This is a genomic window from Streptomyces sp. 147326, from assembly GCF_045000215.1.
Taxonomy (GTDB): Bacteria; Actinomycetota; Actinomycetes; order Streptomycetales; family Streptomycetaceae; genus Streptomyces.
Map to the genome: position 1 here is coordinate 4197923 of NZ_CP134201.1, position 13978 is coordinate 4211900.

Annotated in this window: 14 protein-coding genes; 2 read left to right on the top strand and 12 right to left on the bottom strand. The window is 72.9% G+C overall.

Annotated elements, in window-relative coordinates; translation table 11 throughout:
• Positions 1–14: 14 nt before the first annotated feature.
• From RIU97_RS18825 to RIU97_RS18875, 11 genes are all read right to left on the bottom strand, one after another.
• Complete coding sequence (locus RIU97_RS18825) at positions 15–293, bottom strand: hypothetical protein (RefSeq protein ID WP_404958250.1); 279 nt, start codon at positions 291–293, stop codon at positions 15–17.
• 174 nt (positions 294–467) lie between these two features.
• Entirely contained in the window at positions 468–1349 is an 882-nt protein-coding gene (locus RIU97_RS18830; RefSeq protein WP_404958252.1) for an alpha/beta hydrolase, read from the bottom strand.
• A 171-nt stretch (positions 1350–1520) separates the two neighbouring features.
• Positions 1521–2726: a kynureninase gene (gene kynU, locus RIU97_RS18835; RefSeq protein WP_404958254.1), complete on the bottom strand. Its 1206-nt coding sequence runs from the start codon at positions 2724–2726 to the stop codon at positions 1521–1523.
• Complete coding sequence (locus tag RIU97_RS18840) at positions 2719–3567, bottom strand: tryptophan 2,3-dioxygenase family protein (RefSeq protein ID WP_383567060.1); 849 nt, start codon at positions 3565–3567, stop codon at positions 2719–2721. Before RIU97_RS18840 ends, kynU begins: the two co-directional genes overlap by 8 nt.
• Positions 3568–3733: 166 nt before the next feature.
• Entirely contained in the window at positions 3734–4147 is a 414-nt protein-coding gene (locus RIU97_RS18845; RefSeq protein WP_404958257.1) for a DUF3151 domain-containing protein, read from the bottom strand.
• A gap of 217 nt (positions 4148–4364) precedes the next feature.
• Positions 4365–5387, bottom strand: a complete 1023-nt coding sequence (gene fbaA, locus RIU97_RS18850) for a class II fructose-bisphosphate aldolase (RefSeq protein ID WP_030755743.1) — start codon at positions 5385–5387, stop codon at positions 4365–4367.
• 257 nt (positions 5388–5644) lie between these two features.
• Positions 5645–6184 carry an orotate phosphoribosyltransferase gene (gene pyrE / locus RIU97_RS18855; RefSeq protein WP_404958260.1) on the bottom strand — a complete coding sequence of 180 codons (540 nt, stop codon included), beginning with the start codon at positions 6182–6184 and terminating at the stop codon, positions 5645–5647.
• A 21-nt stretch (positions 6185–6205) separates the two neighbouring features.
• Positions 6206–6994: an aldose 1-epimerase gene (locus RIU97_RS18860; protein ID WP_404958262.1), complete on the bottom strand. Its 789-nt coding sequence runs from the start codon at positions 6992–6994 to the stop codon at positions 6206–6208.
• Between the two features lie 33 nt (positions 6995–7027).
• Complete coding sequence (locus RIU97_RS18865; RefSeq protein WP_404958264.1) at positions 7028–7852, bottom strand: SRPBCC family protein; 825 nt, start codon at positions 7850–7852, stop codon at positions 7028–7030.
• A 32-nt stretch (positions 7853–7884) separates the two neighbouring features.
• Positions 7885–9528 carry a polyamine aminopropyltransferase gene (locus RIU97_RS18870; RefSeq protein ID WP_404958266.1) on the bottom strand — a complete coding sequence of 548 codons (1644 nt, stop codon included), beginning with the start codon at positions 9526–9528 and terminating at the stop codon, positions 7885–7887.
• A 124-nt stretch (positions 9529–9652) separates the two neighbouring features.
• Positions 9653–10201 carry a DUF2617 family protein gene (locus RIU97_RS18875; RefSeq protein ID WP_404958268.1) on the bottom strand — a complete coding sequence of 183 codons (549 nt, stop codon included), beginning with the start codon at positions 10199–10201 and terminating at the stop codon, positions 9653–9655.
• A gap of 690 nt (positions 10202–10891) precedes the next feature.
• On the opposite strand from RIU97_RS18875, the gene RIU97_RS18880 reads away from it, so the two are divergent.
• Both RIU97_RS18880 and RIU97_RS18885 read left to right on the top strand, forming a co-directional pair.
• Positions 10892–12082 (top strand): pyridoxal phosphate-dependent aminotransferase, encoded by a 1191-nt coding sequence (locus tag RIU97_RS18880; protein WP_404958270.1) that lies wholly within the window; start codon positions 10892–10894, stop codon positions 12080–12082.
• Between the two features lie 116 nt (positions 12083–12198).
• Positions 12199–13389 carry a hypothetical protein gene (locus RIU97_RS18885; RefSeq protein ID WP_404958272.1) on the top strand — a complete coding sequence of 397 codons (1191 nt, stop codon included), beginning with the start codon at positions 12199–12201 and terminating at the stop codon, positions 13387–13389.
• Here the strand turns inward: RIU97_RS18885 and RIU97_RS18890 are convergent, their stop codons facing one another.
• Complete coding sequence (locus tag RIU97_RS18890; RefSeq protein WP_404958274.1) at positions 13390–13947, bottom strand: YbjN domain-containing protein; 558 nt, start codon at positions 13945–13947, stop codon at positions 13390–13392.
• Between the last annotated feature and the right edge of the window lie 31 nt (positions 13948–13978).

Here is a 13978-nt window from a genome sequence, read left to right on the forward strand (position 1 = left end):
TTCCGCCCCGCGTGTCAGCCCGCGCTGTCGTGGAGCTGCTCCGCCACCGTGAACCGGCAGTGGAAGACCTGCCAGCGCCCGTCCAGGACCAGCAGGAAGGAATCGCCGTCCCGGTACAGGACCCGTCGCTTCGGCCGGTACGGATGCTGGGGCTTGTACTGTTCGGCGTGTTCCCGCAGTGCGGCCACCGCCTCCTCGCGCGTCCCGTCGACGTGCCCCAGGACCTTGATGGACCACTCCCGGCCATCGCCGCTGCCTGTGTGCTGCTCGACGAGCAACCCCCACCGGGCCACTACGCGTGCCCCTCGAACCACCGCAGGGTGCTGCTGCTCATGTCCGCTCTCCTGCCGACCGCTCGATGGGACCCCGGGAGCCACGGGGGCCCAGTGCCTGTGCGCGGATCCTCGCATACCCCCAAAACGGCCGGGACGGGCGCCCCGCCCCGGTCCCCGACGGGGCTCCGGCCGCTACCAGGCCAGTTGCGCGATCTCCTCCGACACCACCGCGCAGGCGTCCGCCGCCGGGTCGATGAGCGGGAAGTGCCCGACCCCGTCGAGGAGCGTCAGCCCGACCATCTCGCCCGCCTTCGCCGCCGCCGCCACGTACGCCTCGGCCACCTGCTGCGGGACCACGATGTCGTCCCGTCCCTGCACCACCGCCGTGGCGATCCCCGTCGGCAGCAGGGCCGCCGGGTCCGCGTACGGGAGGCGGTCCGCGAAATGCTCCTCGCCGCCCAGCAGCTGCGCGCTCGCGCCGCCGCACACGCCCAGTTCCTCCGCCACGGCGAAGTCCGCGATCGGGGCCAGTGCCACCACGCCGCGCAGCATCGGCGGGGAGGGCAGCCTCCACGGGGAGCCGTACGGGAGCACGTGCCGGGCCGCGGCCCACAGGGCGAGGTGTCCGCCCGCCGAGTGGCCGGTGACGACCACGCGGCGGACGTCGGCCTGCGGGAGCGCCGCGGCGGCCAGCCCCGGGAGGGCGTCCATCGCGGCGGCGACGTCGTCGAAGGTCTCGGGCCAGCGGCCGGCGACGGGCCCGTCGGCGTTCTGGTGCGGGAGGGAACTCCCGCGCCGGTACTCGACGTTCGCGACGGCGAAACCCTGCCGGGCCAGGAAGTCCGCGAAGGGGGTGATGTGCTGCCTGTCGTACGGGGCCCGCCACGCACCGCCGTGCAGGACGACCACCAGCGGGGCCGGGCTGCCCGGGGTCTCGGCGCGCGGGGCGTAGAAGTCGACGACGTGGTCGGGGTGTTCCCCGTACGCGGCGGTCGCGTCCGGCGCCACGGCCGGATGGGAGAAGGCCGAGGCGGCCTCGGCGGCGTCCCGTTCCACTGCGGCGGGGTCCGTCATCGGCTCAACCTCTCGGTAACGCGTGGGACAGCGGGGACAGATGTTCCGGTGTTCCGGCAGAGCGGGACCGTATCAGTCTGGAACGGGAGGTTCCGTGCGGGGCCCGGGACGTGACCGGGCGGACGGGGCCGTAGCCCCGCCCGCCCGGTGATGTGACGTTTCCCTACCGAGTCACCCGAAAATGTGACCCAGTGTGCGCGCGGCGCGCTCGGCGTCGGCGAAACCGACGTAGAGCGGGGTGAAGCCGAAGCGCAGGACGTCGGGTGCGCGGAAGTCGCCGATGACGCCCCGGGAGATGAGTTCCCGCATGACCTCGCGGGCGTTCCCGGTGCGCAGCGAGATCTGGCTGCCGCGGTGCTCGTGCTCGTCCGGGGTGACCGACTCGACCCGGCCCTGCGGGACGTACGCCGCCACGCATTCGAGGAAGAAGTCGGTCAGGGCGAGCGACTTGGCGCGTACGGCCTCGATCGAGACCCCGTCCCAGGCGTCGAGCGCCGACTCCAGGGCCAGCATGGACAGGATGTCCGGGGTGCCGACGCGGCCGCGGGTCGCGCCCGGGGCCGCCTCGAAGGCCGGGGTCATCGCGAAGGGATCCGCGTGGCCGTTCCAGCCGGGGAGCGGGGAGTCGAAGCCCGCCTGATGGCGCGCGGCGATGTACAGGTACGCGGGCGCGCCCGGGCCGCCGTTGAGGTACTTGTACGTGCAGCCGACCGCGAGGTCGACGGCGTGCGCGTCGAGGCCGACGGGGAGGGCCCCGGCGGAGTGGCACAGGTCCCAGACCGTGACCGCCCCGGCGGCGCGGGCCGCCGTGGTGAGGGCGGGCAGGTCGTGGAGCCGCCCGGTGCGGTAGTCGACGTGGTTGAGGAGGACCACGGCGGTGTCCGCGTCCATCGCCTCCGCCGCGTGGGAGGGGTCCACCGGGGTGACGGTCAGGCCCGTCATCCGGGCCGCCGACTCGGCTATGTAGCCGTCGGTCGGGAAAGTGGCCGCGTCGACCAGCATCCGGGTCCGGCCGGGGGCCGCGAGGCGTGCGGCGCCGACCAGGGCCTTGAAGAGGTTGACGCTGGTGGAGTCGCCCACGACGACCTGGCCGGGGGCCGCGCCGATGAGCGGGGCGAGCTTGTCGCCGATCCGCTCGGGGGCGGTCCACCAGCCGCTCTCCTCCCAGGAGCGGATGAGGAGCTCGCCCCACTGCCGGGAGACGACGTCGGCGGTGGTGCCGGCGACGCCGGCCGGGAGCGCGCCGAGGGAGTTGCCGTCCAGGTAGACGACTCCCTCGGGGAGCGTGAAGCGCCCGCGGAGCTTGGCCAGCTCGTCGGCGGTGTCCAGGGATTGCGCACGGGCCGCCAGGTCGGCGGGGCCGGAGGTCTCAGACATGGCTGCGGGCCGTCCAGAGCTCCGGGAAGACGTTCTTCGTGGCGCGCTTCTCCAGCCAGGTCACGCCGGCCGAGCCGCCCGTGCCCGTCTTCGCGCCCATCGCACGGCGGGTGGCGACCAGGTGGTCGTTGCGCCAGCGCCAGACGAGCTCGGCGACGTCGGTGAGGACCTCGCCGAGGCGGTGGAGGTCCAGGTGCTCGTCCGGGGTCGCGTAGAGGCCGGTCCAGACGGCCTCGACCTCGGCCGAGGGCTCGTAGCGCAGCGAGAGGTCGCGGTCGAGGACGGCGGCCGGTACCGGGAATCCGCGGCGGGCGAGGAGGCGCAGGACCTCGTCGTAGAGGCTCGGCTCGTGGAGGGCCTTCTCCAGCTCCGCGTGGACGCGCGGCGCGCCCCGGTGCGGAACGAGCATGGAGGAGGACTTCTCGCCGAGCAGGAACTCCATCCGGCGGTACATCGCGGACTGGAAACCGGAACCTTCGCCGAGCGCGGAGCGGTAGGCGTTGAACTGTCCCGGGGTGAGCTGGGCGAGCGGGCGCCAGGAGGCGTTGAGGGCCTCGAGTTCGCGGAGGGAACGTTTCAGCGCATCCATCGCGACCGGGATGCGGTCCTCGCGCAGGGCCTTCGCGGCGGTTTCCCACTCGTGGACGATGACCGTGAACCACAGCTCCATGACCTGGGTCGTCACCAGGAAGACCATCTCGCCGGGGTCGTCCGAGCGGAGGTGCTGGAGGTGGGTGAGAACGTCCGCCTGGACGTAGTCCTCGTACGGGGTGGTGCCGTCGAAGTCGAGGTTCGGGGTGTCCGACCCGCCGACTCCGGAGGCATCAAGGGTGTTCGACATTTCTGTCTCCTCGACACGTGCTTCCGGGTAGCGGTCCGCTCCTTCCGTGAGGTGAGTGGAGCCCCGGTCCCCTGCCCGCAGCATAGGACACCGGCGCGCCGGCGCTCCAGCGGGGAGTGACGCAGACCACACAAATGCGGTCCGCGTCACTCCCCGCTGTACGGGATCAGGCGCTCAGCGTGTCCGCCGCCGTCGGGGAGGAGTCGCGCAGGAAGGTCGAGCAGCGCTCGTGCTCCTCCTTCTCGCCGATCGCCCCGGCCGCGCGGGCCAGGGCGTGCAGGGCCCGCAGGAAACCGCGGTTCGGCTCGTGCTCCCACGGGACCGGGCCGTGGCCCTTCCAGCCGGCACGGCGCAGGGCGTCGAGGCCGCGGTGGTAGCCCGTGCGGGCGTAGGCGTACGACTCGACGGTGCTGCCGGCGGCGAAGGCCTCGTCGGCGAGGATCGCCCAGGCGAGGGAGGACGTCGGGTGCGCGGCGGCCACCTCGACGGCGGGGGTGCCGGCGGCGATGGCCTCGCGGCCCGGCTCGTCGGGAAGGTGGGTGGGGGCGGGGCCCCCGAGCAGGTTCTGGTGAATGGACATGCCCCCAGTCTGCCGGGCCGCTGCCGCCGGGCCGCGCAGTGGCGGCCGCACTCCGGTGCGGGAGCTGCGGATCCGCGGTCCCCGTCGGGCACGTGCACGAAGGGCCCGGTCTCCGTCGTGGGACGGGGACCGGGCCCTTCGGTGGCGCGGTGGCGCGGTGGCGCGGTGACGCGGTGACGCGGTGTGGCGGTGTGGCGGTGTGGCCGGCCGGGGCCGGCTACTTCAGCTTGGTACCGGTGGAGCGCAGGTTCGCGCACGCCTCGGCGACACGCGCGGCCATACCGGCCTCGGCGGCCTTGCCCCAGGTGCGCGGGTCGTACTTGGACTTCGTGCCGACCTCGCCGTCGACCTTCAGGACACCGGCGTAGTTGCTGAACATGTGGTCCACGACCGGGCGGGTGAAGGCGTACTGGGTGTCGGTGTCGAGGTTCATCTTCACGACGCCGTTCTCCAGCGCGGTGGCGATCTCCTCGGCCGTGGAGCCCGAGCCGCCGTGGAAGACGAAGTCGAAGGGCGAGGCCTTGCCGTACTTCTCGGCGACACCGGCCTGGAGGTCCTTGAGGAGCTCGGGGCGCAGGACGACGTTGCCCGGCTTGTAGACGCCGTGGACGTTGCCGAAGGAGGCGGCCAGCAGGTAGCGGCCCTTCTCGCCCAGGCCGAGGGCCTCGGCGGTGCGGATCGCGTCGTCGACGGTGGTGTAGAGCTCGTCGTTGATCTCGTGGGTGACGCCGTCCTCCTCGCCGCCGGTCGGGGTGATCTCGACCTCAAGGATGATCTTGGCGGCGACGGCCTTGGCGAGCAGCTCCTGGCCGATGGCCAGGTTGTCGGCCAGGGTCTCGGCGGAGCCGTCCCACATGTGCGACTGGAAGAGCGGGTTCAGACCGCGGGCCACGCGCTCGGCGGAGATGTCGAGCAGCGGACGTACGTAGCCGTCCAGCTTGTCCTTCGGGCAGTGGTCCGTGTGCAGGGCGACCGTGATGTCGTACTTGGCGGCCACGATGTGCGCGAACTCGGCCAGGGCGACCGCGCCGGTGACCATGTCCTTGTTGTGCTGGCCACCCAGGAACTCCGCACCACCGGTGGAGATCTGGATGATGCCGTCGCTCTCGGCCTCCGCGAAGCCGCGCAGCGCAGCGTGCAGGGTCTGGGAGGAGGTCACGTTGATGGCCGGGTAGGCGAACTTGCCTGCCTTCGCCCGGTCGAGCATCTCGTTGTAGACCTCGGGGGTTGCGATGGGCATCTGTCCGCTCCTTGGATGTGCGGGGAGTGTGCTTATTGCGGGCCCTGACCTGGGGGCGACGTCATCGTCGCGCCTATCTTTCCAGACTCAGCGCGGGGGTCCAGCCTGCCGGCCTCACGTGGTGGGCGAACGGCCCGGGATGTTTCACGTGAAACATCCCGGGCCGTCGGGTTTTGCCAGGTCAGACCGCTCAGCGGGGCGGGCGAGGACCTTCGTCACCAGTTCTCGCGGTGGCCGGACCGGGCCGGCCACCGGACCTAGGACAGGCCCAGGTCCTCGAGGCGGTAGCCGGTGAGGTACGGGAGACCCGCCTCGGCGATGGCCTCGGCCGCACCTCGGTCGACGATCGTGGCGACGGCGACGACCTCGCCGCCGGCCTCGCGGACCGCCTCGACGGCGGTCAGCGGGGAACCGCCGGTGGTCGAGGTGTCCTCGACGACCAGGCAGCGCTTGCCCTTCACGTCGGTGCCCTCGATGCGGCGCTGCATGCCGTGGGCCTTCTGCGCCTTGCGGACGACGAAGGCGTCCAGGCGTCCGCCGCGCGCGGCGGAGGCGTGCAGCATCGAGGTCGCGACCGGGTCGGCGCCCAGGGTCAGCCCGCCGACGCAGTCGAATGCGAGCTCGGCGGTCAGATCGAGCATGACCTGACCGACCAGCGGGGCCGCCTCGCCGTCGAGGGTGATCCGGCGGAGGTCGATGTAGTAGTCGGCCTCCCGGCCGGAGGAGAGGATCACCTTGCCGTGCACGACGGCCTTGTCCTTGATCTGCTGCAGAAGCGCATCGCGTACATCACTCATGAAGCCGAGCTTAATTGCGCACTAAGCGAGCCGCCGCCACGTCCACGTCGTGGAGACCTCCAGCGGGTCCACGGGGGTGACCAGGCGCGGCAGGGTGTTCAGCCCGTTCGGCGGACCGGACTGCGGCTCCACGCAGACGGCCTCGGACTCCTCGTCGTAGACGACCACCCATTCGGCCCGGCTGGTGAGCCGCAGTTCCAGGGCGCCGGGCCAGGCGAGGGTGACGTCGACCCCGTGCGGCATGCCGAAGCAGTCGTCCCAAGGGCCGGGCTTCGGATCGATGCGGTGGCCGGTCGGGAGGTGGTCGGCGCCGCGCTCCTCCTGCCAGGCGGGCTCGAAGGAGAGCTCCGCCGGCCCGCCGCCGGTGCCGAGGTCGCGCCGGAACCAGGGGTGCCAGCCGGCCTGGGCCGGGAAGGAGTCCCCGTACGTCTCGACGCCCATGGTGAGGGTCAGCGCGTCCTCGGCGAGCGCGAACACCTGGGTCACCCGGCCCGGGTACGGCCACGGTTCGGCGAGGTCGTAGGTGAAGGCCGCCTCCGTGGCGGTGGCTCCCGCGGGGCGCCAGGCGGCGTCGCGGCCGAAGCCGTGGAGCGCGTGCGGCGGGTGGTTGACCGGCATCTGGTGGACGGTGCCGCCGTCGCGGAACCGGCCGTTCTCGGTCCGGCCGCACCACGGGACCATCGGGAACGACCCGTACCTCGGGCCCTGGCGCAGCAGCTCCGTCCCGTCGATGCGCAGGCTGCTGATGCGGCAGCCGTTCTCCTGGTCGACCGTCACCTCGGCGCCGCCGGCGCTCAGTTGCGTACTCATGCGGTCGACCCTAATGCGGGCCGCGGCCGCAGGTCAGCGACGGCGGCGCAGGGCCCGGCCGATCACGACCGCCGAGGCCAGCGCGAGGGCGGCGGCCGGGGCGATCCAGCGCAGGCTGTCGCCGGCGGTGGTGGCGGCGGGCGCGGGGACCGGGGCGTACCGGCCGCGCGGAGGCGCGTGGTCCACCTCCTCCGCACTGCGGCCGATCATGGTGCGGCGGGCGTGGGCGGCCTCGGCCGGGGGCCGCGGGGCCCCGTCGAGCTCCTCGAACCCGCCGGCCAGGAACGGGTCCAGCGACGGGGGCGGCACCTCGGCGTCGAAGAGGGAGGCGGTGACCTCGGTGACGTCGCCCTCGACGAATCCGGGGCCGGTGCCGTCGGTGTCGTCGGTCTCCTCCGCCTCCTCGGCCTCGGCCACGGGGTCGCCGAGGGCGGACCCGATGGTCAGCTGGCCGGCGGCCCGGTCCAGCAGCCGCTGCACGGCGGCGGCCGCGGCCTCGGGGGTGAAGGCGGCGGCGCGCCCGTCGGCGGCGGCCCCGGCCGTGAAGTCCAGCCGGGTCCCGCCCTCGGCCGGGGACAGCCGCAGGTCCACGGCGAACTTCACCGTCCCGCTGCCGCGGACCTCCGTGCCCTCACCCTCGAAGGTGAAATGTCCGGGGTCCCGCTCGATGACGGCCAGGGCTCCCCGGTAGGTCACGGTGCTCCCGCCGACGCGGACCTTCAGCCGGCCGGAGACCGGCCCTGCCTGGGTGTCGGCGTCCTGCTGGAGTCCCGGCACGCACCGGGCCACCCGGGCGGGGTCGCGCAGCACGGCGCGGAGATCGTCTGCCGGTACCGGGACGAACACCTGATGCTCCATGCGGTCGAGCCTACCGACGACAGCGCACCGGGTCACGAATACCGCGGGTGCGGCAGGGTCGACGGCGGGAGCCCGGGCACCCGGGTGCGTTCCGCGTCGCGCGCGGCGTCCTGCAGCGAGCGGGTCGACAACGAGCGCAGGGCGGGCGTGTCGCGGTCCACGCGCAGCGGGGGGACCCCCTCGCGGGCGGCCAGGACGAAGCCCCAGTCCTGCGGCGGTGCGCCGGCGACGCCGAGGGGGGTGCGGTCGGGTCCGGCGGCGAAGCCCGAGAGGCGGCCGCCCGCGCTGTAGGGGGAGGTCAGCAGGCCGGCCGCGCGCAGGGTGGAGTCGACGGTCCAGTACGTCCGCGGACGCGTGGCCAGCGGCCCGGCGTGGACGGCGATCCGGCCTCCGGGGCGCAGGGCCCGTGCGGCCAGCCCGTAGAACTCCTGCGAGTACAGCTTCGTGCTGGGGGTGATGCCCGGGTCCGGGAGGTCGGAGACGATGACGTCGAACCGGTCGGCGGCGGCCGGCCCCCGCAGCCAGCGGAAGGCGTCCTGCGTCACGACGGCCGTGCGCGGGTCCTCGTACGCCCGGGCGTTGAGCGCGGAGAGCATCGGATCGGTGCGGGCGAGCCCGACCACGCCGGGGTCGAGCTCGACGACGGTGACGGAGGCGACGTCCGGGTAGCGGAGCACCTCGCGGGCGGCGAGACCGTCGCCGCCGCCGAGGACCAGGACGCGGGCGTGCGGGCCGGTCATCGCGGGGTGGACCAGGGCCTCGTGGTAGCGGTACTCGTCGTAGCCGCTGACCCGCAGCCGCCCGTCGAGATACAGGTCGAGGGAGCGCGGGGAGCCGGTCGGGGGGCCGGTGAGCACCAGTTCCTGCACGCCGGTCCGGACGGCGACCCGCACCTCCCCGCCGTAGACGGCGCGCCGGGCGACCCGCTCGAAGTCGTCGGCGAGGACGGTCGCCGAGGCGAGCACGGCCAGCACGGTCACGTTCGCGGCGATCAGCAGCCAGCGGCAGCGTCGGCTCAGGTCGCGGCGGAACAGCCACAGGACCAGCCCGCCGCCGACGGCCGCGTTGACGGTACCGGTGAGCATGGCGCCGGTGAGCTGGCCGAGCATCGGGAGCAGCAGGAACGGGAAGGCGAGGCCGCCGACGAGGGCGCCCACGTAGTCGGCGGCGAAGAGGTCGGCGACGGCCCCGCCCGCGTCCTGTCTGCGGATGCGCTGGATGAGGACCATCAGCAGCGGGATCTCCGCGCCGATGAGCACCCCGATGACGAAGGAGAAGGCGACGAGGGCGGGGCGGGACTCCCCCAGCCAGGCGAAGCTCGCGTAGAGCGCCATGGCCGAGAGGCCGCCGAGGAGGGCGAGCCCGGCCTCGATGGCGCCGAAGCCGAAGGCGGGCCGGTGGCGCAGGCGCTTGGCGAGCAGGGAGCCGACGCCCATGGCGAAGACCATGACGGACAGCACGACCGACGCCTGGGTGACGGAGTCGCCGACGAGGTAGCTGCCCAGGGCGAGCAGCTCCAGTTCGTACACGAGCCCGCAGGCGGCGCAGACGAACACGGTGGCCAGGACGAGGAGTCGGCCGGTCCGGGGCCGTACGGGCAGGGCGGCCGGGACGGTCGCGGCGCCCCGCGGCTCCGGAGCCGGGAGTACCCGGCGCGGGACGGAACGGTCGATCATGAAGCGAACCGTACGTCACCACCTACCTACATCCGGTCACCCACATGGGTGCAAGTGGCCCATCGATCCAGCCAGTTGGCGTAACGGAGACGGCCGTCCGCGCCCCGGAGGCGCCGGCCGCCCGCTACAGCAGCGCGGGCGATTCCAGCACCGCGGCGGCCGGGGCCCCCGTCCGTACGCCCACCCGGGTCCGGGTGGCCACCAGCTGGCCCTCCTGCGGGTACGCGTGCCAGGTCCGCCAGCGCACCTGGCCCTCGCAGCGCTGCGCGAGCATGGCGGTGAAGGCGTGCGGACTTCCCGGAAAGGTCCCCGCTAGCCCGTTCGGGTGGTCAGCCACCAGTGCGAGCAGCTCCTGCGCCCGCCCCGCGAAGGACCCCCGGGACAGGGTCTCGACCCGCGCGGCGAACTCGTACTCCCAGTCACCCACCCGCTTGGCCACGCCGAGCGGCAGCGGCGTACTGCTGCCGGGCATGCAGGCGACCGTCTCCGAGCAGAGCACCTCGGCCTCCTCCAGAAGAACCTGATGGGAGGCCCCGAGCAGGCGCAACTCCACCTTGGCGCCCGACAGTTCGAGGTTCAGTACGGCCAGGGCGGGCAGCCGGTCCCGACCCAGGGCCCAGGCGAGATCGGCGGCACGCGTGTCGGTGTAAGAGGTCTGGAGGGTCGTGAGCATGAGTCGGCTCCGCAAACGCGCGAGGGAGATGGGCCGGGGCCCGCCAGCGGTAGTCAACGGGTGGGGGGACACCGGCACGGATCCACAGGAAGTCCAGGGAGGTCCGAGGACTGGTCTACTCAACCGAGGGAATCATGAAAGGCACGGCACTCACAGCGTTTTTACCCAACTTGACGGGGTTTACATCCCCCCGGGGGCTCCACAGTTCACGTGTTCAACGAGTTGCGTCCCGCGCGTCGTCATGCATCGACGAACGAGTCGTCACGCAGGGACGAACGACGAGGACGCCCGGCCGGAAACCGACCGCCGGGCGCCCCCGTCCACACGGTGCCCGCTGCCCCGTGTCAGCTGGAACCGCACCCGCCCCCGCCGCCGCACGAGGACGACGAGCCGCAGGACGAAGACGAACCACAGGACGAGGACGAGCCGCCCCCGTCACCCCCGTCCACCCACCAGCCGCCGCGCTTGCGACGGCCTCCGGTGTGCCCGCTCCTGGACGAACGGGCTGCGATCGTCACGACGAACGCGACGACCATGATGGCGATAACGATGAAGACGAACATGCGGTCCGCCCTTCTCTCACCCCGGTCTTCCCGGGGGGCGGGATCCCCGCGTCCCGCGTGAAGGGGGGATGCCCCCGGGCCGCACGGCCCAAAGCACACTTGAGGAAGTCCAGAGGTTGACCCCAGGATGACGCCCATGAGCGCACCCGTGAGCAGCGACCGCCCCTTCCTGAACCGCCGTCTGGCGGCCTTCGGCACAACGATCTTCGCGGAGATGTCGGCGCTGGCCGCCCGCACCGGTTCGATCAACCTCGGCCAGGGCTTCCCCGACACCGACGGCCCGGCGGAGATCGCCGAGGCGGCCTCCCGCGCGGTCCTCACCGGCCGGGGCAACCAGTACCCGCCCGGCCCCGGCGTCCCGGAGCTGCGCACGGCGATCGCCGCGCACCAGCAGCGCTTCTACGGCCTGTCCTACGATCCCGACACCGAGGTCCTGGTCACGGCGGGCGCCACGGAGGCCATCGCGGCCTCCCTCCTCGCCCTCCTCGAGCCGGGTGACGAGGTCATCGCCCTGGAGCCGTACTACGACTCGTACGCGGCCTGCATCGCGATGGCCGGCGCGGTACGCGTCCCGGTCACCCTGCGCCCGCACGCCGGCGCCTTCGCCCTCGACCTGGACGAACTGCGCGCCGCCGTCACCCCGCGCACCCGCCTGCTGCTGCTGAACACCCCGCACAATCCGACGGGCACCGTCCTCACCGCGGCCGAGCTCGCCGCGATCGCCGAGCTGGCGGTCGAGCGCGACCTCCTGGTCGTCACGGACGAGGTGTACGAGCACCTGGTCTTCGAGGGCTCCCACATCCCCCTGGCGGGCCTGCCGGGCATGCGCGAGCGCACGGTCACCATCTCCTCGGCCGGGAAGACCTTCTCCTTCACGGGCTGGAAGGTCGGCTGGGTCACCGCGCCCCCGGAGCTGGTCACGGCGGTCCGCTCGGCGAAGCAGTTCCTCACCTACGTCTCCTCGGGCCCCTTCCAGTACGCGATCGCCGAGGCCCTCGCCCTCCCCGACACGTACTACGACGCCTTCCGCGCCGACCTGGCCGCCAAGCGCGACATCCTCGCCGACGGCCTCGCGGCGGCCGGTTTCGAGGTCTTCCGCCCGCAGGGCACGTACTTCATCACCACCGACATCACCCCCCTCGGCGAGAAGGACGGCCTCGCCTTCTGCCGCGCCCTCCCCGAACGCTGCGGCGTGGTCGCCATCCCGAACCAGGTCTTCTACGACGACAAGTCCGCCGGCGCCACCCAGGTCCGCTGGGCCTTCTGCAAGCGCGAGGACGTCCTGCGGGAGGCCGCCTCCCGGCTGCGCCGCCTCTGACCACCAGGCGTGCTTGCGGGGTGGCCGGGGCCGGTGTGAAGCTGTCGCCCGCACGAGCGCCCGAAGCCCTCACCCCTCGGTGAGCGGACCTCACCGAGAGACGGAAGTCGGGATTCATGGCAACGGGCAGAGCGACCGTGTCCGCGTCGCCCCTGGAGATGCGCGCGGTCCGGGCCGTACGGTCGGCCGCGCCGACCACGGTGATAGCGCTCGGCGTGTTCGCCGCCGTGCGCGGGGCCGGGGTGCTGGTGCTCGCCCTCGGATCCTGGTGGTCCGGACGGGATCCGCTGCGGGTGCTCGGCCGGTCCTGGGACGCGGACTGGTACCTCCGAATAGCGGCCGACGGCTACGGGCGCACCCTGATGTGGCCCGACGCCGTCACCGGCACCGGGCCCGTACAGAGCGACCAGGCATTCTTCCCGCTCTACCCCGCGCTGATACGGGCCGTCTCCGGCATCCTGCCCGGCGGACCCGTCCCCGCCGCGCTCCTCGTCGCCTGGACCGCCGCCGCCGTCGCCGCCGTCGGGATCTACCGGGTCGGGGAGCGGGTCATCGGTCCGCGCGCCGGGCTGCTGCTCGTGGGGCTGTGGGCGGCCCTGCCGCACTCCGTGGTCCTCACCCTCGCCTATACCGAGGCGCTCCTGACCGCCTTCGCCGCCTGGGCGCTCCACGCCCTGCTGCGCGGACGCTGGCTGTGGGCCGCGGGCCTCGCCGTGCTCGCCGGGCTGACCCGGCCCACCGGCCTCGCCGTCGCGGCCGCCGTGTCGGCCATGGCCCTCCACGCGATCCTCGTACGAAGATCCCGGGCGCCCGAGGTGTGGGTGGCCGGGCTGGTGGCGCCGGCGGGCTGGGCGGCGTACGTCCTGGCCGTCGGGGTGAAGGTGCGCGACCCCTTCGGCGGCTACTTCGCCGTGCAGCGCAGCTGGGGCTCCCGCTTCGACTTCGGCGCCGGGGCGCTGCGCTCGGCGGAGCGGGTGCTGACCGGCGGGCACGTGCCCTTCGCGACCACCGTGACGGTGGTCCTGCTGGCCGCGGCCGGGTTGCTGGCGGTGCTGCTGGTCCTGGACCGCACCCCGCTCGCGCTGCTCGCGTACACGGCGGTCCTGCTGGTGATGGCCTACGGCGGGGCCGGCTTCTTCGAGTCCAAGCCGCGCTTCCTGCTGCCGGCCTTCCCGCTGCTCCTGCCGCTGGCCGCCGTCATGGCGCGAGCCCGGCCCCGCACCGCGGTCGTGGTGACCGCGGTGGTGGCCGGGCTCGGTTACGGCTACGGGCTCTACCTGCTCCTGGTGGCCCGGGTGCCGCTCTAGTCAGTTCGTGCCGTCGCCTTCGCCTTCGCCTTCGCCGTCGTTCTCGCCGTCGGTGGAGTCGATGTCCTTCTCCAGGCCGAGCTGCTCGACGAGCCACTTGTCGAACTCGATGGAGGCGCGGACCCAGCTGACCGTGGAGGACACGAAGTGCTCCAGGTTGACGCCGGTGCCGATCAGCATCTGCGCCTCACCGATCAGGCGGACCGAGCCGTCGTCGTGCGTGTGGCTGTAGACCTTCGGCCACAGGGTGCGGCGGTTCCAGTCGTCGATCGACTCGAGAAGCTGGGGCTTCTCGTCGATCTTGTGCGGACGGTCGTAGAAGGTCCGCACCGAGAAAACCTGCTGCTCGTCCTCGCCGCGGAACATGAAGTACGTGCGGAACTCCTCCCACGGCGCCGCGAGGTCACCCTCGTCGTCGACGACGTACTTGAGCTCCATCTGCTCCAGCAGCTGCTTGACCAGATCCTGGTCGGGGACGACGGGGCCCGCCGGTCCTGTGGCCTGCGGATCGGGCTGCTGCCCTCCGAAGTTCGGAATCGAGGCCGGGTCGATGCTCACCGTGTTTTTCCCTTCGTGCGGATACATGCAT

Coding starts and splice junctions, on each gene's coding strand:
- pyrE (WP_404958260.1), bottom strand. CDS start 6,184: ATGAGTGATGTACGCGATGCGCTTCTGCAGCAGATCAAGGACAAGGCC.
- RIU97_RS18840 (WP_383567060.1), bottom strand. CDS start 3,567: ATGTCGAACACCCTTGATGCCTCCGGAGTCGGCGGGTCGGACACCCCG.
- RIU97_RS18870 (WP_404958266.1), bottom strand. CDS start 9,528: ATGATCGACCGTTCCGTCCCGCGCCGGGTACTCCCGGCTCCGGAGCCG.
- RIU97_RS18830 (WP_404958252.1), bottom strand. CDS start 1,349: ATGACGGACCCCGCCGCAGTGGAACGGGACGCCGCCGAGGCCGCCTCG.
- kynU (WP_404958254.1), bottom strand. CDS start 2,726: ATGTCTGAGACCTCCGGCCCCGCCGACCTGGCGGCCCGTGCGCAATCC.
- RIU97_RS18860 (WP_404958262.1), bottom strand. CDS start 6,994: ATGAGTACGCAACTGAGCGCCGGCGGCGCCGAGGTGACGGTCGACCAG.
- RIU97_RS18880 (WP_404958270.1), top strand. CDS start 10,892: ATGACGCCCATGAGCGCACCCGTGAGCAGCGACCGCCCCTTCCTGAAC.
- RIU97_RS18885 (WP_404958272.1), top strand. CDS start 12,199: ATGGCAACGGGCAGAGCGACCGTGTCCGCGTCGCCCCTGGAGATGCGC.
- RIU97_RS18865 (WP_404958264.1), bottom strand. CDS start 7,852: ATGGAGCATCAGGTGTTCGTCCCGGTACCGGCAGACGATCTCCGCGCC.
- fbaA (WP_030755743.1), bottom strand. CDS start 5,387: ATGCCCATCGCAACCCCCGAGGTCTACAACGAGATGCTCGACCGGGCG.
- RIU97_RS18845 (WP_404958257.1), bottom strand. CDS start 4,147: ATGTCCATTCACCAGAACCTGCTCGGGGGCCCCGCCCCCACCCACCTT.
- RIU97_RS18875 (WP_404958268.1), bottom strand. CDS start 10,201: ATGCTCACGACCCTCCAGACCTCTTACACCGACACGCGTGCCGCCGAT.